Origin of the sequence: Aliirhizobium wenxiniae (assembly GCF_019511445.1) — a bacterium.
Lineage (GTDB): Bacteria > Pseudomonadota > Alphaproteobacteria > Rhizobiales > Rhizobiaceae > Neorhizobium > Neorhizobium wenxiniae_A.
Genome location: NZ_JAEUAN010000021.1, coordinates 39,567 through 53,779, shown reverse-complemented (window position 1 = coordinate 53,779; position 14,213 = coordinate 39,567). Strand labels below are relative to the sequence as shown.

General features: G+C 62.7%; 23 protein-coding genes. 4 read left to right on the top strand and 19 right to left on the bottom strand.

The window, feature by feature from the left end:
- Positions 1-110: 110 nt before the first annotated feature.
- From JNB91_RS22905 to JNB91_RS22875, 7 genes are read right to left on the bottom strand one after another with little or no spacing between them, the layout of a single operon-like run.
- Complete coding sequence (locus JNB91_RS22905) at positions 111-554, bottom strand: NlpC/P60 family protein (RefSeq protein WP_220327799.1); 444 nt, start codon at positions 552-554, stop codon at positions 111-113.
- Positions 551-1,426 carry a DUF2163 domain-containing protein gene (locus JNB91_RS22900; protein WP_220327798.1) on the bottom strand — a complete coding sequence of 292 codons (876 nt, stop codon included), beginning with the start codon at positions 1,424-1,426 and terminating at the stop codon, positions 551-553. The genes JNB91_RS22905 and JNB91_RS22900 overlap by 4 nt, the downstream gene beginning before the upstream one ends.
- Positions 1,423-2,061 (bottom strand): DUF2460 domain-containing protein, encoded by a 639-nt coding sequence (locus JNB91_RS22895; protein WP_220327797.1) that lies wholly within the window; start codon positions 2,059-2,061, stop codon positions 1,423-1,425. Before JNB91_RS22895 ends, JNB91_RS22900 begins: the two co-directional genes overlap by 4 nt.
- 21 nt (positions 2,062-2,082) lie before the next feature.
- A complete protein-coding gene (locus JNB91_RS22890) occupies positions 2,083-2,622 on the bottom strand; it encodes a phage tail tape measure protein (RefSeq protein WP_220327796.1) in 540 nt (179 codons plus the stop codon).
- A gap of 36 nt (positions 2,623-2,658) precedes the next feature.
- Positions 2,659-2,892 (bottom strand): rcc01693 family protein, encoded by a 234-nt coding sequence (locus JNB91_RS22885; protein WP_220327795.1) that lies wholly within the window; start codon positions 2,890-2,892, stop codon positions 2,659-2,661.
- Positions 2,889-3,236, bottom strand: coding sequence for a gene transfer agent family protein (locus tag JNB91_RS22880; RefSeq protein WP_220327794.1), 348 nt, complete (start codon positions 3,234-3,236; stop codon positions 2,889-2,891). Before JNB91_RS22880 ends, JNB91_RS22885 begins: the two co-directional genes overlap by 4 nt.
- Positions 3,237-3,250: 14 nt before the next feature.
- Positions 3,251-3,658, bottom strand: a complete 408-nt coding sequence (locus JNB91_RS22875) for a phage major tail protein, TP901-1 family (RefSeq protein WP_220327793.1) — start codon at positions 3,656-3,658, stop codon at positions 3,251-3,253.
- 98 nt (positions 3,659-3,756) lie between these two features.
- On the opposite strand from JNB91_RS22875, the gene JNB91_RS22870 reads away from it, so the two are divergent.
- Positions 3,757-4,989, top strand: a complete 1,233-nt coding sequence (locus tag JNB91_RS22870) for an MFS transporter (RefSeq protein ID WP_220327792.1) — start codon at positions 3,757-3,759, stop codon at positions 4,987-4,989.
- Here the strand turns inward: JNB91_RS22870 and JNB91_RS22865 are convergent.
- From JNB91_RS22865 to JNB91_RS22845, 5 genes are all read right to left on the bottom strand, one after another.
- Entirely contained in the window at positions 4,970-5,368 is a 399-nt protein-coding gene (locus JNB91_RS22865) for a DUF3168 domain-containing protein (protein ID WP_220327791.1), read from the bottom strand. The genes JNB91_RS22870 and JNB91_RS22865 overlap by 20 nt on opposite strands.
- Entirely contained in the window at positions 5,365-5,700 is a 336-nt protein-coding gene (locus JNB91_RS22860; RefSeq protein WP_220327790.1) for a phage head closure protein, read from the bottom strand. Before JNB91_RS22860 ends, JNB91_RS22865 begins: the two co-directional genes overlap by 4 nt.
- Positions 5,697-6,266 carry a head-tail connector protein gene (locus tag JNB91_RS22855; RefSeq protein ID WP_220327789.1) on the bottom strand — a complete coding sequence of 190 codons (570 nt, stop codon included), beginning with the start codon at positions 6,264-6,266 and terminating at the stop codon, positions 5,697-5,699. Before JNB91_RS22855 ends, JNB91_RS22860 begins: the two co-directional genes overlap by 4 nt.
- 254 nt (positions 6,267-6,520) lie before the next feature.
- Positions 6,521-7,780 (bottom strand): phage major capsid protein, encoded by a 1,260-nt coding sequence (locus JNB91_RS22850; RefSeq protein ID WP_220327788.1) that lies wholly within the window; start codon positions 7,778-7,780, stop codon positions 6,521-6,523.
- The gene (locus tag JNB91_RS22845) at positions 7,777-8,382 is read right to left on the bottom strand and encodes an HK97 family phage prohead protease (RefSeq protein WP_220327787.1); all 606 of its coding nucleotides are present in this window, start codon (positions 8,380-8,382) and stop codon (positions 7,777-7,779) included. Before JNB91_RS22845 ends, JNB91_RS22850 begins: the two co-directional genes overlap by 4 nt.
- 111 nt (positions 8,383-8,493) lie before the next feature.
- Between JNB91_RS22845 and JNB91_RS22840 the strand changes: the two genes are divergently transcribed.
- Positions 8,494-8,694 (top strand): hypothetical protein, encoded by a 201-nt coding sequence (locus JNB91_RS22840; RefSeq protein ID WP_220327786.1) that lies wholly within the window; start codon positions 8,494-8,496, stop codon positions 8,692-8,694.
- Positions 8,695-8,698: 4 nt separating this feature from the next.
- On the opposite strand, the gene JNB91_RS22835 is transcribed toward JNB91_RS22840, so the two are convergent.
- The 6 genes from JNB91_RS22835 to JNB91_RS22810 all read right to left on the bottom strand — a co-directional run bounded on the left by JNB91_RS22835 (position 8,699) and on the right by JNB91_RS22810 (position 12,154).
- Positions 8,699-9,025 carry a DUF6107 family protein gene (locus JNB91_RS22835; RefSeq protein ID WP_220327785.1) on the bottom strand — a complete coding sequence of 109 codons (327 nt, stop codon included), beginning with the start codon at positions 9,023-9,025 and terminating at the stop codon, positions 8,699-8,701.
- A 224-nt stretch (positions 9,026-9,249) separates the two neighbouring features.
- Positions 9,250-9,552, bottom strand: a complete 303-nt coding sequence (locus JNB91_RS22830; protein WP_220327784.1) for a type II toxin-antitoxin system RelE/ParE family toxin — start codon at positions 9,550-9,552, stop codon at positions 9,250-9,252.
- Positions 9,552-9,842, bottom strand: coding sequence for a CopG family ribbon-helix-helix protein (locus tag JNB91_RS22825; RefSeq protein WP_220327783.1), 291 nt, complete (start codon positions 9,840-9,842; stop codon positions 9,552-9,554). The genes JNB91_RS22830 and JNB91_RS22825 overlap by 1 nt, the downstream gene beginning before the upstream one ends.
- Before the next feature lie 56 nt (positions 9,843-9,898).
- A complete protein-coding gene (locus JNB91_RS22820) occupies positions 9,899-11,104 on the bottom strand; it encodes a phage portal protein (RefSeq protein WP_220327782.1) in 1,206 nt (401 codons plus the stop codon).
- Positions 11,105-11,137: 33 nt separating this feature from the next.
- Positions 11,138-11,446 (bottom strand): Dabb family protein, encoded by a 309-nt coding sequence (locus JNB91_RS22815; RefSeq protein WP_220327781.1) that lies wholly within the window; start codon positions 11,444-11,446, stop codon positions 11,138-11,140.
- A 39-nt stretch (positions 11,447-11,485) separates the two neighbouring features.
- Complete coding sequence (locus JNB91_RS22810; RefSeq protein WP_220327780.1) at positions 11,486-12,154, bottom strand: lysozyme family protein; 669 nt, start codon at positions 12,152-12,154, stop codon at positions 11,486-11,488.
- Positions 12,155-12,328: 174 nt separating this feature from the next.
- On the opposite strand from JNB91_RS22810, the gene JNB91_RS31230 reads away from it, so the two are divergent.
- Both JNB91_RS31230 and JNB91_RS22805 read left to right on the top strand, forming a co-directional pair.
- Complete coding sequence (locus tag JNB91_RS31230) at positions 12,329-12,451, top strand: hypothetical protein (RefSeq protein WP_262928024.1); 123 nt, start codon at positions 12,329-12,331, stop codon at positions 12,449-12,451.
- 27 nt (positions 12,452-12,478) lie between these two features.
- Positions 12,479-12,814 (top strand): hypothetical protein, encoded by a 336-nt coding sequence (locus tag JNB91_RS22805; RefSeq protein WP_220327779.1) that lies wholly within the window; start codon positions 12,479-12,481, stop codon positions 12,812-12,814.
- Positions 12,815-12,886: 72 nt separating this feature from the next.
- On the opposite strand, the gene JNB91_RS22800 is transcribed toward JNB91_RS22805, so the two are convergent.
- Positions 12,887-14,140 carry a DNA-packaging protein gene (locus JNB91_RS22800; RefSeq protein ID WP_220327853.1) on the bottom strand — a complete coding sequence of 418 codons (1,254 nt, stop codon included), beginning with the start codon at positions 14,138-14,140 and terminating at the stop codon, positions 12,887-12,889.
- Positions 14,141-14,213: the final 73 nt, after the last annotated feature.

The window sequence follows — 14,213 nt, the reverse complement described above, 5'->3', positions numbered from 1 at the left end:
GACGGGCTGGTCAATAGCCGTCCGGATCCATCTCAACAAGTAAGTCCACGGTGGGCGGGGTTGCACCCCCGCTCACCACTCCGGCACTATACGCCAGTCCGCCGCCGTTTTCAATCAATCCGGGTTACCGGAAACCGATGCACGGCAGTGATCCGCCTTTGCCAAGAAGGTACCAGCGCCGAGCGCGTCACCGCCGCCTGTTCGTAGGCGTGAATGAAATGCGCCGGCCCCGCCAGAATGCCGGCATGCTTGGCCGCATAATCGGGCCTCCAGCGAAACAGCAGAAGATCACCCGGTTCGGCTTCGCCAATCGGCAGGGCCGGCCCGAACAAACGCTGCCCGGCCTCGATCAGCCGGTCCTCACCGCTGCGCTCCGCCCAATCCGGCGCATAGGCCGGAACGGCTTCCGGCTCCTCGCCATAAAGCTCGCGCCAGATACCCCGGATAAGCCCGATGCAATCACAGCCTATGCCCTTCGTCCCGCCCTGATGCCGGTAAGGCGTGCCGATCCAGCTTTCCGCCAGCGCGACGATCCGGTCGCCCGTGCCGTTCATTCGAATATCGGGCCGCCGTCATGGACCCGCTCCCCGTCCGCATAGGAATAGGCAAAATCCGCCCCCGGCACATGCGGAAAGCCGCGAAAATTCGCCTGGTTAGCAAAGCGCTCCCGACACATCCCGAACGTCTTGTCGCAACCCGCCGTCACCGAAAATGTCCGCCCGGGCTCGACATCCTCCTCCAGCGGCAGCCAGAGCGAGAGCAACGCCACGCCGTCCGCACGCTTCTCGTGCCGTTCCACCTCAGCGGACAACCCGCCGGAAAACAGGAGGCTTCCCAGCCGGAAGAAACCTTCGGCAAAACCCGCCAGCCCCGATACAAGCAGCCTGCTCCGGTCGATCATTTCGATAACCAATCCCTCGCCGCGCAAACCGGCAAGGGGCACCCGGCACCTGCCGTCTCCGAGTTTCGCATCACAACGGCGGTTATAGAGCCTGCCCTGCGGCCGGTTCAGCCTATGCGCCAGGCTGCGCAGCTCTGCTCGAAACTGTCCTCCCGCGCGCACCACCTCACCGATCTCGCGGATATTGAGCATCATATGCTCCTCCGGCCCGGCCCAGTTGACGAGAAACAGCTCGACCCGGGCACCGTCATAGCGTCCGGTGGCCAGATCCTTCTCGTCGATCGCAGCATTCGAAAACCCGCCCGCCACCTCGTCGGCGCCGGCGCCAAGCCCCGTAGCCTGTTCGCTGTCGCTGGCCGCAAAACCGCTCGCCGCCAGAAAAGCGGTGCCATCGAACACAAGATCGCGGTCATGATCGGTAAAACCGATCACCGTGCCGTCACGCCGCGTCACCCGCCAGCAATGGCAGGTCGTCGTCGCCTCACCGCCCAGATGCGCCTTCAGCGCCGGATAGATCGTCCTCATGCCAATATCTCCGTCAGCGGAATGGTGGGAATACGCCCGGCATCGAAATGCGCGAGATTGACATCGATCCGGTCAATGTCGAAGCGCACAGGAACGTCGAATTCATATCCCGCCTCGATCAAAGCGCCGGATCCCGGCACATGCCCCGCAGCAAAATTCACCATCCCGGTCGCCGCATCCACTGAATAGGCCGCGCCCGAAACGGCAACGCCATCCACGGAAACCAGCACCGTTCCCTGAACCGGTTTGACAATCCGCCGCGTCCAGCCGCCGCCTGCATCCTGGTAGGTCTTCACCAGTTGGAATGAGGCCGTCACTCCGTCACCGGTACCGATGATCTGGTCGGTCGCAGCCACTGTTCCGCCCGGTGGACACGACGCCCAATCGACAGGATCCCGAAACCGAAACCCGTAGAGTTGCCCCCGACGCGCCTCGAAAAACTCCAGCACGGCATAAAGATCGGCAAGCGACCTCACCCCCGATCCGGCATCGTAACTGCGGCGGCTGTCGCGCCAGCGCTGGTTGCGCTGCTCCCGCCCGTTGGAAAGGTTGACGATATCGGTGCGCCTGACAGGCCCACCGCTCGAACCCAGCGCCACCCGCAAGGGAAAGCGCACTTCGTGAAATCCGTTCATGTCGCCCCCTGAAACATCGCTCTAAAGCCCGCGCCTGCCGCGCATGACACTGCGCGCCAGCATGGCCGAGACTTGCCCCTCGCTCTTGCGAAAGCTCGCCGCATCGGTTGCCGTGACGTTGAAAACGATTTGCGGCATCGCCCCGCCACCGCCAGCGGATGCCACACCGAGCGAACCGTCCGCGCCGCGTTTCGACGGCAGGATAGCCTCCGGCCCCGCCTCGCCCATCAGCCCCGTACCGCCACTCATCGGAAAATAGCTCGGCGCCCGCACCACCCCGCCATCGGCAAAGGGCGTCACCGAGCCGATCAACGAGCCGACGGCATTGCCGAGCAGCCCTTCCAGCGGCTTCAGACCGGCGCTTAGCGCAATATCCGTCAGCCGGTTGCCAAGCCCGCGCAGCACATCTTCAAGCCCCTTGCCGCCGGTCGTTGCCGATCGCAGCGCACCGGTCAGCGCCGCACCGAACCGCTGCGACCGCGCCTCCAGATCCGCCATCACATCCGACAGCGCTTCGGCACCGGAAAGTGTTGCGGAGATATCCGTATCGTCGTTTTCCATTTTTGTTCTCCGTGAGCCACACGCTCGAAGCCGCAGTCACCGATCCGGAAACGCTCGCATCAGTTCCTCCAGTTCCCCCCTGCCCGTCGCCACCGCACGCGGCCTTGCACCACCGGTCATGAGAAAAAACTCGACCGGCGTCAGCGCCCAGAAATCCTCCGAAGAAAGCCGCAGCAGGGAGAAACCGACATGCATGACGAGATCCCAGGGAAACGGTGCCGAAACACCGATCCCGCCATCACCCGCATCCTCTCCCGCTGCGGCATTCAAGGGTTTGCGGCAGCGCCCTCCCCATGCCCGGAAAAAGTCGCCGTCAGCAGCTCGCCGACGATGCCGGCATAGATCGCGATCCCGCCCTCGACGCTCATCCCCGCTACTTCGTCATCCGAGACAAGGTTGCCGCCGCCACGCAGGCCCGCGCCGATGATGCGGATCATGTCGGCGGCCCTCAGCCTGCCGGAAGAAAAGCGCGCGGCCAGCCCGTTCAGGTCTTCCGCCGCAAAGGCTGTCTCCAGTTCCGCCAGCGCGCCGAGCGTCAGGCAGAGGATGCGGCGCTCGCCGTCCAGCACCGCCTCCACCTCGCCACGCCGCCGGTTGGCCCGACCGCATGTCATAACCGCCGCCGCCATCACAGCACCTCGAATGCCAGCGCACCGGCGGATTCCAGCGCCAGTTCAAAGCGCACCTCGCCATTATGCTCGCCCGAATATTCCAGCGCCGTCAGCTGGAACGGCCCGGTGATCGTGCCGAAACCCGGAATGATCACCTGCCAGCCGAGGATGGCCGAGGCAAAGAACGCGGCGCGCACCTTCTCGTCGCTTGCCTGGTCCTTGAATATGCCCGCGCCCGTCAGCGATGCACGCTGGATACCAGCCCCGCCCAGCAATTCCCGCCAGCGGCCGACGCTTTCGGCATCGGTCACATCCACCGTCTCGGCATTGAAGGCGAGACGCCGGGATCTTAGCCCCGCCACGGTCATGAACGTTCCGCCTTCATCGATCTTCAAAAGCAGGTCCCTGCCCTTCTGCGCTGTCATGTCGTCATCCCTTCCGATTGGATCTTATCTTCCCTTCACCGGCACTTCTCCGGGACTACCGGACCTGCTAAAGCCGAATGCCGCCCGCCCAATCCTCGATGTCCCGTCCCATGCGTTTTTCCCTTCGCTCAGCCCAGACAGTGGGCGTCCTCGCCGTCACGCAATTGATCGGCTGGGGAACGACATTCGAGTCCATCGGCGTGCTCGGCCGCAGGCTGGCGCCCGATCTCGGCTTGGTGAACGAGATCGTCTTCGCCGGACTGTCGGTGATGATGATGGTCAGCGCCCTTACAAGCCCGCTCATCGGCCGGCTTCTCGACCGTTACGGCGCTGCCCGCGTCATGGCGGCCGGCTCCCTGGTTTTCGCCACCGGTCTGATTTTCCTCGCCTGCTCCAGCGGTATCCTCACCTATGCCGCGTCCTGGATCGTTCTCGGCATCGGCGGCGCCATGGTTTTATCCGCGCCTGCCTATACGGCGGTGGTCGAGCGGGAGGGCATCGACGGCAAGCGCACGATCGCCATCCTGATGCTGTTTACCGGCCTGTCCGCCACGATCTTCTGGCCGCTTTTGAGCGTGTGTTCGGACATGTTCGGCTGGCGCAATGCGCTGTTTATGGCCGCGGCCCTGCACGCTTTCGTCTGCATGCCGCTCTATCTCTTCTGCCTGCCCAAACCGATCGAATATGCCGCGACAGATACGACGGCAGACCTTGCTCCCGTTCCGCTCACACCCGGCAGCCGAAAAACGGCTTTCGTGCTGGTGGCGATGGCAACCGCGATCGCCTCCTTCGTCACATTCGGTCTGTCGCCATCGCTGCTCGAAATCCTGCATCAGGCGGGCGCTACACCGGAATTCGCCCTGCAGCTTGCCGCCGCCCGTGGCGTACTCGGCATTTCCGCCCGTGGCGTCGACATGCTGCTCGGCAAGCGCGGCAATCCGTTCATCACCTCGGTCGCAGGCTCGAGCCTGATGCTGATCGCCTTTGCCAGCCTGCTTCTCCTGCCGCCGTCGACATTCAGCCTCTGGGCCTTCATCGCGCTTTACGGTTTTGGTTCGGGCATACTCGTGGTCGCCCGGGCGCTGTTGCCGCTGGCGCTGTTTTCGCCGCGCGAATATGGACGCCAGGCGACCCGCCTTGCGCTGCCCCAGAACATCGCAAACGCAGCGGCCCCGATCATCTTCACCGCGCTGATCGACCGTACCGGCATCGCCACCGCGCTCATTGCTGCCATCGCGCTCGCATCGGTCGCGCTCGTCTCGATCATCTTGCTGATCTCGCTGGTTCGCAAAGCCAGAGCCGAGGCCGGTGTCACTCCGTCACGGCCCTGAAGCGGATCTCCGCGAGATAGTATTTCGTCTTCACCTCCCGCCGCGTCCGCATCCCGACCCGCAACAGGCTCACCAGCGCAGCGCCCTCCAGTTCCAGCGGCACATTATCGAGCAGCGACGTCACCTTGGCCGCAATCTCCAATGCCTGACGCCTGCCCTCGCCCTCCGACCAGACCTCCAGTACGAGAAAATGCTCCTCGCCGGGTTCGCCTACGGTGGAAAGATCGCGCGTCTCCATCTCGCCTATCACGATCGCCGGCAATTTCGGCCGCGCCAGAAGACGATCGCGAATACCGTCCGGCCCAAGCAGAGCCGTCAGCCCCGCATCGCCGGAAAGCCGCAGATGGATCGCCCTCAACACCGCATTCGCCGCACTCATATCGCCACCTCCTCACAGAGACAGGTGAGGTAACGTCCCGTTTCATCCGGGTCCTGCACCAGCTTTATCGCAAACAGCCGCGCGCCCTTGCGCAAACGCTGCCCGGCGACCAAGCCCCAGCGAAACCGCAGCCAGATGCGATGGGAGATCGTGCCGGTCTCGGCCCCGGCCCATTCCGCAAGGCTCGACGATACCGGCTCGATCTTCGCCCACATGGCGGCAATCTCCGTCCAGTTCACGGTTGCGCCGCCCTGCCCGTCCGGCGTGCTCACCGGCTCTTCCAGGGCAAGCCTCGCCGTCATCTGGCCGGGATCGAAGAACACGACCATCACAGCCTCCGCATCCGGAACGGTGCAATCAGCCGCTCATACCCATCGGGCACACCCGCCGGCTGCTGGTCGGCTGAAATTGCGCTGCGAAAGGCGAACATATGGCTGATATGGATCAGCATCGCCCGTTTCAGCGTGTCGGGCACATCCGTCCCCGCCTCGCCATAACCGGCGGAAAAATCGATCTCGATACCGTTGACGGCCCGGCTGGGCGACGGCGGATCGCGCAACCACAGACGCGCCGGCCGCCCCGTGCCATCCAGCAGATGATCCTCAAGCGAAACATCAACAGCGGCTCCCGCCGCATCATAAACCGTAACGGATAGAATCGCTTGCAGCGGCGACTTGAGGATCGGGATCACCCCACCCCTGGGCCACCGGTCGAGATAAAGCCGCCAGCTTTGCGCAATCAGGCAAAGCCCCGTCTCGCCTTCCAGAAATTCGCGGGCAGTCTTGATCAGCGACAGCAGCAACGCATCCTCGTCACCGCCATCCAACCGCAAATGCGCCTTCACCTCGGCAAGCGTCAACGGTTCCGCCGATGGCGGATCGATCAGGGCATAGGTCATTGGAAAATCCTTTTGGGATTACTTCAGTTCAATCGCGTCGCGAACCTCCACCCCCCTCTGCCCTGCCGGGCATCTCCCCCACGAGGGGGGAGATCGGATAAAGGCAAGCGCTCACCCGGCAAGAAACCGACAGAGGACGAGAGGTTTAAGGGACATGAGAGGCTGTCAGCGTGTGATCTCCCCCCTTGTGGGGGAGATGCCCGGCAGGGCAGAGGGGGTATCCCGCACTCAGGTCCCTGAAGGCGAACTACGCGTCAGCTCACCGCAAACTTCACCAGCTTGATCGCCTCGAAATTCTGCACCCCGCCGCCAACGCGCTTGGTGGTGTAGAACAGCACATAGGGTTTTGCCGAATAGGGATCGCGCAGGATCCGCACGCCCGCCCGGTCAACGACGAGATAACCCGAGCGGAAATCCCCGAATGCGATAGACAGCGATCCCGCCGCCACATCCGGCATTTCTTCCGCTTCCGCCACCGGAAAGCCCATCAACGTTGCAGGCTGGCCGGCCGATGCCGGCGGACGCCACATATAGTTGCCGTCGGCATCCTTGAATTTGCGGATATCGGCCTGCACCTTGCGGTTCAGCATGAAAGTGCCGTTCTGCCGATGCCCCGCCTTCAGCGAATAGACCGCATCGACAAGCGTGTCCGACGGACCGGCTGATTTCCAGGCGCCTGCCGCCCCGGTCGCGATGTAACCTAGACTGCCCCAGGTCCAGGCACTATCGGCCACCGCCGCATAGTCGAGAAAACCCTTCGGCTTGTTGATGCCATCGCCGCGAATGAAGGCGTCGCCCTCCTGTTCGGCAAAGACGATATCCACCTCGCCGGCGATCCAGGCCTCGATATCGACCGCCGCATCGTCGAGCAGCGCTTGCGTCGCCGCCGGCATCGCATAAAGCTCCATCGTCGGAAACGACAGTTCGGCCAGCTGCGGCGCATTGGTCTGCGGCCGCGCCGCCGTCTCCGCCACCCAGCCGGTGGCAAGACCCGTCGTCGCAAACGGCTTCTTCAGCACAGCGGTCGAGACGGTGCACACCGTCGAAAGCGCCCGCATCGGCGAGACGACGGAAACCCGACGCCCAATCTCGGTATCGGTCTCGTCCGGCACCAGATAACCGCCATCCGCACCGCTTCCCGCCGACATCGCCTTGGCTTCCAGCTCGCGCAGACCGGCCTCGTCGCCGCGGCGAACATAGGCATCGAAAGCCGCCTTGTGTTCGACCGCTTCCGGCGACATCTCGCCCCCACGAGCCGAGCCAAGCTGCGGCCGTGCCTTCTTCAACACCAGCTGGTCCAGAACCTTCTTCTGGTCGTCCATCGCCCGGTTGATGCGATCGACCTTGTCGCGGGTCACGACATCCGAGGTCAGCTTCTGCTCGATCTCGCCCAACCGGCGGTCGTTGACATCCTTGAAGGCCTCGAAGGCCTCCATGAACTCGTCAAAAGCCGCCGTCATCGTCTCCGGCACCGCCTTCACTTCGGGCGCCACTTTCATCATCTCATCCGTCATATCGATCTTCCCTTGAAGCTTGAGGACCACATCATCTTCGCCGCCCGCCGCATCTGGCGGACGAGCTCGGTTTCCCGGTCGCGAAAAAACCGGGCATGCTTGACGTCGGAAACCCGTGCCGATGGCAGCATCGGAAAGGTCACGACGGAAATTTCCCAGAGATCGGCTTCGAGAATGCGCCGCACGCCGGTCTTGGCATCGGTGCGCGCCTTGACGGTACGAAAGCCGATCGACAATCCGTCCAGCGCGCCGGATTTCATCAGCGAAAACACTTCGCGCGACCGCCCGACACCGGGCGACAAAACACCTTCGACATAAAGCCCGCGCGTATCCTCGCGGATCGTCTTCCAGGCGCCGATCGGCTCGTTCGGATCGTGCTGATATAGCATCCGCACGCCAGGCGCGCCGCGCTCGACAAGCGAGTTCAGAAATGCCCCGCGCTCGATCCGGTCCTTGCCCAGATCGATCTCGCCGAACACACTGGCATAACCTGAAAACGTCCCGTCACCGGTGATGCCCGCCAGTTCCAGATTCGCGAATTTTCGGGCCGTCGGGCGCAAAGGAATACGCATGGGGGCGCGATGCCCGCGGTGAGCGTGCATGAATGTCTCCTGATTTGAACTGAACGATCGGCGCGGCTCGGTCGGGCCTGCGTTGAAGCCTTCCGCAAGGCGCGTTATATTGGCGACACGGGTCCCTGAATGGAGCACGCCATGCAGACGTTGATGCTTATCGCACTCGGTCTCATCTCAGGCACGGCCGTCATTGCTGGAGCACTCGGCCTTGCCCTGCATCCGCCGGCCATTCTCCGAAAGCCACTGCTGTCGGAACCACTCGACAGGCCGGATCATGCGTTGAAAGACGCAGTCATGTATAACGGTACCGAAGGTAGCAGTGGCGACAGCCACAGCTGAAGACTCACCGCCGCCCGGCATATCTCTCCGCCACACGCGACAGCGCCCCCAGCACCCACCAGGCGCAAAGGCTCGCCGCCGCCGATCCCGCCAGCATCGTCTCAGATCCCGACAGCATGCCGGAAATCCCCAGCCGTTCCACCAGCCACAATCCCGTCGGCCCGCCAAAGATCAGCCCGCAGGTCACGCCCGTCAAAAACCGGCTCGCCGCCTCACGCCTGCTTTTGGGCAGAAGATAGATCAGCGACACGCCTGCCCCTGCAAAAGCCCCCGCCGTCTTCGCCGCCCAGACACCGATGATCGCGCCCGGATCCTGTCCAAGGTCAGCCATTGTTAATCCCTTGTCGGTTAGAGGGGGCGCGGGCAAAGCCCGGCCAAAGTCGAAGACCGTGCCGCAGAAGCACGCCTTCGCCACGCATCAGGTGCGAAGCGGTATCAAGTTGCCACACTCGATAATGCGATATTGGTCAACGTTCAGAATCGCTTGAACGGGCGTATTGAGAGATTGAGTCTTGAAGTTCAGAGGTTGAGTGAAGGTCTTGGCTGCGAACCGCCCTACCCTTCCGCTCCTTCTTCAGCGTCGAGATCGGGAGGCAGTTGCCTCCCGTGCCTGATATGCGAGACCTCCAGAACCTTTCCGCGGATCCGGTAGTCTAGAACGTAGTCACCCGAGACAAACCGTCTTCGTCCCTCGAGCGTCGCATGCGGGCTTCCAGCCTCGGGGTAATCCGCCAACATGCGCAGCGCTGTCCGCAACTGCCGCAGAACAGCATCAGCCGCGCGAGGATTGAACTGCTCCAAATAGTGCTGCTCGCTTCGCAGGAAGAGGCTGGCATTCTTCGAGAGCTTGACCCGCATCAGGCAGCATCACTCTTCTTTTCACCCAGCAATTCAGCAAAGAACTCCTCGGCATCGACCGTCTCGCCACGCTCGATCTGCTCCTCGCCCTTGCGGATCTGCAGCACGTCGTTACCTTCCGCCATCAGATAATATTTCAGCGCCCTGACTATCACCCAGCTGCGGCTGCGATCGGCGGTTTCGGCGATCTTCTCGATATCCTCGAGAATGTCCTGCGGCACGCGCAGGGTGATCGGATCTGAGAGAACCGGCTTTTCGGCCGATTTGTCGACACTCTTCTTCTCAACCATGGCAGCCTCCATCTGTAATACGGCGTATTACAAACTACACCCGAGTGAGCACGGCCTCAATATCCCACCGCCTCGCGCTTCTCGTCATCGGTCAGAAACGCAGCTGCGCCTACCCGCGCCCACAAAGCTTCACGCTCCGCGCTCAGCCCGGCGATCCGGTCAAGATCCGGCTCCAACCGCAACCCATCATGGATTTCCGAAAACCAGACAGAGAAACTGGCAGCGGTCCGGGCAATCAACGGCAGCACGGTCAGCCGGTAAAAAGCGCGATGGGCCTCCTGATAATTGGCATAGGTATTGTCGCCGGGAATGCCCATCAGCATCGGCGGCACGCCAAGCGCCAGCGCAATGTCGCGAGCGGCGCCATTGCGTGCCTCGATGAAATCCATGTCTTTTGGCGTAAGCCCCATTGCCTTCCAGTCCAGCCCGCCCTCAAGCAGCAGAGGCCGCCCGGCATTCACCGCACCGGAATAGCCCGCTTCCAACTCCTCCTTCAGCCGCTGATACTGATCCGTCGAAAGATTGCCGCCATCCTTGGGCTGATAGACGAGCGCGCCGGAAGGCCGTGCCGAATTGTCGAGCAGCGCCTTGTTCCAGCCCGCCGCCGCATTGGAGAGATCAAGCGCTGCCCCCGCCGCCACCAGCGGCGAAAAGCCGGAATGGTCATCGAGCGGATGAAACAGCTTCAGGTGCAGCAACGAAAGCCGCCCGTCCTCCGCCTCCGCCGCCAACCGGCGCGTTCCCCCTCCGGCACGGTAATCATAGCCCGTCACCCAGCCGTCCCGCCCCTCGACGACGCTCACCCGGTCGGGCCGCAAAAGATGCAGCTCCCGCAAAGTCCCGCCGATCATGAGCGGCTCGACATAGGCATTGCCCGACAAGAGCAGATGCCCGTAGAGCGCCTCGAAGAAATCCGGCCCGCCTTGCCGCCCGTTCGGCCGCAAGAGCCGTAAAAGCGCCGGATGATCGGCCACTTCTTCCGCCCCGTCATAAGCCAGCCACGGCACGGCGGCCGCAGCTTCGGCAATCATCCGCACCGCCCGATGCGCCACAGGGTTTTTCATGAACCCGGTTCTCGAAAGAGCCGCATAGGAACGGCCGGACCAATGCGCCGCGCCCTCACCCGAAAGCACCGCAAAGGCGGAAGCGACACCCGCCGCCATCTTTACCTCGCTCACCGGCTGGTCAGCACTTGCCCCACCCGCAGACACGGCTTTGCGTTCCCCCGTGGAAAACCACGGCAGGCGAAAAGGAGATTTCATCCTGATGATCCCTTATTGGGTTAGGACTTCGCCCTATCTGAGCGGCGTCTTCACCGCCTTGTCGGCGTCATAGTCGGCGGCGATCCGCACTTCGCGGATGGGCCGCACCGTCTCAGTCGATTTCTGATAGATCGGATGCGCCTTGTAGGCTGCCAGCGCCGCCTCGTCCTCGAATTCGCCATAGACGACGAAATCGACATCCGTACCCCATTGGTCGGTCTTCACATTGGTGCCGATTTCGAGCAGCGATGCATGCGGATTTGCGGTCAGCATCGAAAGCCCTGCCCGGACATCCTCGAGATTTTCGGGCGTGGCCGTGAAAAACACGATATGGCGTATCATCGAAACTCCGCAAGCAAGCTCATTCAAACCAGATGCCTGCTAACACGCACCCCGATCCGCATCAATGCGCCTCGGCAAAGCCGCGCGGAATGCTCTCGCATATCCGGCCACAAGCTCCGCCCGATCCGTCCCGTTGATGATTTTTCGCGCGCCGGTCCAGTCCGGCTTTCCAGCAGCAAAATAATCGCCGAGCCGGAACCCGGTAAACGCGCCTTCCCGCATGCCACAGACAAGGATCTCGACGGCAACCGCCATCTCCATAGCGCGCGCCGGCTTCGAGACGAGATCGATGCCGGTCAGCGCCGACATCGCCTCATAGTTACGCCGGTGCGTCAGCTGCACGAAACCGCGACCAAGCCAGGTTCGGCCTTCGGCGTCCGGCCGCCAATAGGGTGTCTTCACCGTCGGCAGCCGCCCCACCCTGAAGGCCCGCTCCAGCCGGACCATCGCCTCGGCATCGCTCAGCGCCAATGTCTCGCGCACCGGCTGCATCGTCGCTGCAGTCTCGTGAAAGGCGGTGGCCAGCACATAGGCCAGCGCGTCATTGCCTCCCGCTGCGTTACGAGCGGCCTCGGGCAGCGCCGCCCACCCGTCAAGAATCGCATCAAGGCCCTTCACCTCGCGCTGTTTCAGCCGACCGGAAAACAGGCTCTTTCGCACTTCTTGGAAGAAGATGCGACGTTCCGCCACACCGTTAAACTCGCCCATCTACCGCCCGCCTTGATGATGCCGATGACTTTCAATCGGTTTAAGAAAACTAAATCGTTTTAACAACTTAAAGGCCAATTTACTTTCTTCTCCGGCTGTGGAACCAATATGGGCATGCGACGTTATGTCGACGCCTTTCCATGATGGTGCAGCGCAACAAACAAGGAGATCATGATGATGCAGCAGCCCGCTACGGCAGCCCCTTCGAAACCGATCCCGCAGGACGTCCTGGATCGTATGGAATCCGAATGGAAGCAGATGCAGGAAAACAATTCCCGCCGGCCGAACCAGCGCTGAGCCAAGTCTCCCATCCGGATATCGATGATGTCCGGATGGCGTAATTCTATAGCACCGGCCGTCATGGGCGCGGTGCTTTTGTTTGGCGCAAGCCTGCTGATCAGGGCAGCCGTTGATCCGTCCTGCTCACCTCGACAGGCGGAGCATGCACGCCGCCTGCAGCAATCCGAACAGACCTTGTTACGGCTGTCATCACTCACCCGCCATGAGCAATGCCTCTTCTATCGCGAGCGCGCCGCTCTGATTGCCGAACAGATCAAGCCGGGCGACCGCTGTTTTGGCCCAGGCCGCAACGGCGATGCCCTGAAGCGGCAGACCGAAGCGCGGCTCTATCGCAAACTTGCAGACGGCTGCGCACTCTAGCTCTCTGTTTTGGCGGATGTTACGCGAAACCGGTGACCGCTTTCGCGTAACATGCATCTCGCTTCGGCACCCTCAAATCCCCCGCACTCGCGGCTCGCCCTGCCCTTCCAGCATCAGCGCCGTCAGCGCCCAGACCAGCGCATCCAGCCGGTCCGGAGAGCGGCCTGACGACAGCCCGTCCGGGCCGAAATCACACATCTGATCCTCCAGTTCGACGAAGCGTCCCGCATGGGCCACCCGCCCCTGCTCATAAAGTGCCGCCACGGGCTCGGCGCGCAGAAACTTTCCGCGTGTCGCGCGCACCATGGTGATCGGCAGCGCCACATCGACGCTTCGAAGCATCGCCGTCACCATCTCGCCGCCCTGATTGACCTCGGCGACGATCCTGTCGGCGGCAAACCGCCGATAGGCTTTCACCACGCCCTGCGCCCATTGAGCAGGTGTCGCCCCCTCAACCGAGCAATCGGCGAGAACCACGGCCCGTCCCTCCTGCTCCAATCCGGCCACGACGATGCCGCAACAGGAATTCTGTCCTATGCCGGAGGGCGGATCGACGGCGACGACAATCCGTCTCAAGGCCGGAACCACCCGGATCACGCAGGTCTCGATCTCCGAGCGCCGCCACAGCGCATCCTCACGGTCCTCGATCAGCTCTCCCGCCAGTTCCTGACGTCCCAGCCTTGTACCGCCATACCGCCGTTCCAGCGCCTCGATAAAGCCCGGAGCGAGATTTTGCCGATTGTCGCCGGTCGCAATCCTGACAAGCCGCGTCGAAGGATCGGCGATCAGCCGTTTCAACACCGGCACCGGCCGCGGCGTCGTCGTCACCAATTGCCGCGGATCGCGGCCAAGCCGCAGACCGAACTGCAGCATGTCGAACGTCTCTTCCGCATGTTTCCATTTCCCGATCTCGTCACACCAGGCATAATGAAACTGCGGCCCGCGCAATGCTTCAGGATCTTCCGAGGAAAAGATCTGCGCCACCGCCCCATTCCGCCAGACCAGCCGGCGCCGGGAAATCTCGAAATCAGGACAGTTTTTCCGCGCAATCCGGCAGATGCCGGATACGCCGTCGATCATCACCTCGCGGGCATCCCCCAGCGTTTCGGCCACCAGCGCGATCCTGAGGTCAGAGCGCTCACCGGCGGAAGCCAGCGCATGCACCCATTCCGCGCCCGCCCGGGTCTTGCCCGATCCGCGCCCGCCCATGACCAGCCAAGTGCGCCAGTCACCCGCCGGCGGCCTCTGCTCGGAGCGAGCCGTCAGGAACCATCCACGCTGCAAACGCGGTGCATGACATTTCCAGCCATCCCTGTCATTTTCCATGACAGGTTCAGGTGGTTTACTGGCTCCGAGCGGACCTTGATGACAAAACGCACCGGCGCTGATCGCGCTGTTT

Bases quoted from the DNA above. Each gene is read 5' to 3' on its own strand.
- JNB91_RS22800 (WP_220327853.1), bottom strand. From the start codon at position 14,140: ATGGAAAATGACAGGGATGGCTGGAAATGTCATGCACCGCGTTTGCAG.
- JNB91_RS22805 (WP_220327779.1), top strand. From the start codon at position 12,479: ATGTCCGGATGGCGTAATTCTATAGCACCGGCCGTCATGGGCGCGGTG.
- JNB91_RS22855 (WP_220327789.1), bottom strand. From the start codon at position 6,266: ATGACCTATGCCCTGATCGATCCGCCATCGGCGGAACCGTTGACGCTT.
- JNB91_RS22905 (WP_220327799.1), bottom strand. From the start codon at position 554: ATGAACGGCACGGGCGACCGGATCGTCGCGCTGGCGGAAAGCTGGATC.
- JNB91_RS22830 (WP_220327784.1), bottom strand. From the start codon at position 9,552: ATGCGGGTCAAGCTCTCGAAGAATGCCAGCCTCTTCCTGCGAAGCGAG.
- JNB91_RS22810 (WP_220327780.1), bottom strand. From the start codon at position 12,154: ATGGGCGAGTTTAACGGTGTGGCGGAACGTCGCATCTTCTTCCAAGAA.
- JNB91_RS22880 (WP_220327794.1), bottom strand. From the start codon at position 3,236: ATGACATGCGGTCGGGCCAACCGGCGGCGTGGCGAGGTGGAGGCGGTG.
- JNB91_RS22835 (WP_220327785.1), bottom strand. From the start codon at position 9,025: ATGGCTGACCTTGGACAGGATCCGGGCGCGATCATCGGTGTCTGGGCG.
- JNB91_RS22865 (WP_220327791.1), bottom strand. From the start codon at position 5,368: ATGAGTGCGGCGAATGCGGTGTTGAGGGCGATCCATCTGCGGCTTTCC.
- JNB91_RS22845 (WP_220327787.1), bottom strand. From the start codon at position 8,382: ATGCACGCTCACCGCGGGCATCGCGCCCCCATGCGTATTCCTTTGCGC.
- JNB91_RS22815 (WP_220327781.1), bottom strand. From the start codon at position 11,446: ATGATACGCCATATCGTGTTTTTCACGGCCACGCCCGAAAATCTCGAG.
- JNB91_RS22875 (WP_220327793.1), bottom strand. From the start codon at position 3,658: ATGACAGCGCAGAAGGGCAGGGACCTGCTTTTGAAGATCGATGAAGGC.
- JNB91_RS22895 (WP_220327797.1), bottom strand. From the start codon at position 2,061: ATGAACGGATTTCACGAAGTGCGCTTTCCCTTGCGGGTGGCGCTGGGT.
- JNB91_RS22870 (WP_220327792.1), top strand. From the start codon at position 3,757: ATGTCCCGTCCCATGCGTTTTTCCCTTCGCTCAGCCCAGACAGTGGGC.
- JNB91_RS22840 (WP_220327786.1), top strand. From the start codon at position 8,494: ATGCAGACGTTGATGCTTATCGCACTCGGTCTCATCTCAGGCACGGCC.
- JNB91_RS22890 (WP_220327796.1), bottom strand. From the start codon at position 2,622: ATGGAAAACGACGATACGGATATCTCCGCAACACTTTCCGGTGCCGAA.
- JNB91_RS31230 (WP_262928024.1), top strand. From the start codon at position 12,329: ATGATGCAGCAGCCCGCTACGGCAGCCCCTTCGAAACCGATCCCGCAG.
- JNB91_RS22900 (WP_220327798.1), bottom strand. From the start codon at position 1,426: ATGAGGACGATCTATCCGGCGCTGAAGGCGCATCTGGGCGGTGAGGCG.
- JNB91_RS22820 (WP_220327782.1), bottom strand. From the start codon at position 11,104: ATGAAATCTCCTTTTCGCCTGCCGTGGTTTTCCACGGGGGAACGCAAA.
- JNB91_RS22850 (WP_220327788.1), bottom strand. From the start codon at position 7,780: ATGACGGATGAGATGATGAAAGTGGCGCCCGAAGTGAAGGCGGTGCCG.
- JNB91_RS22825 (WP_220327783.1), bottom strand. From the start codon at position 9,842: ATGGTTGAGAAGAAGAGTGTCGACAAATCGGCCGAAAAGCCGGTTCTC.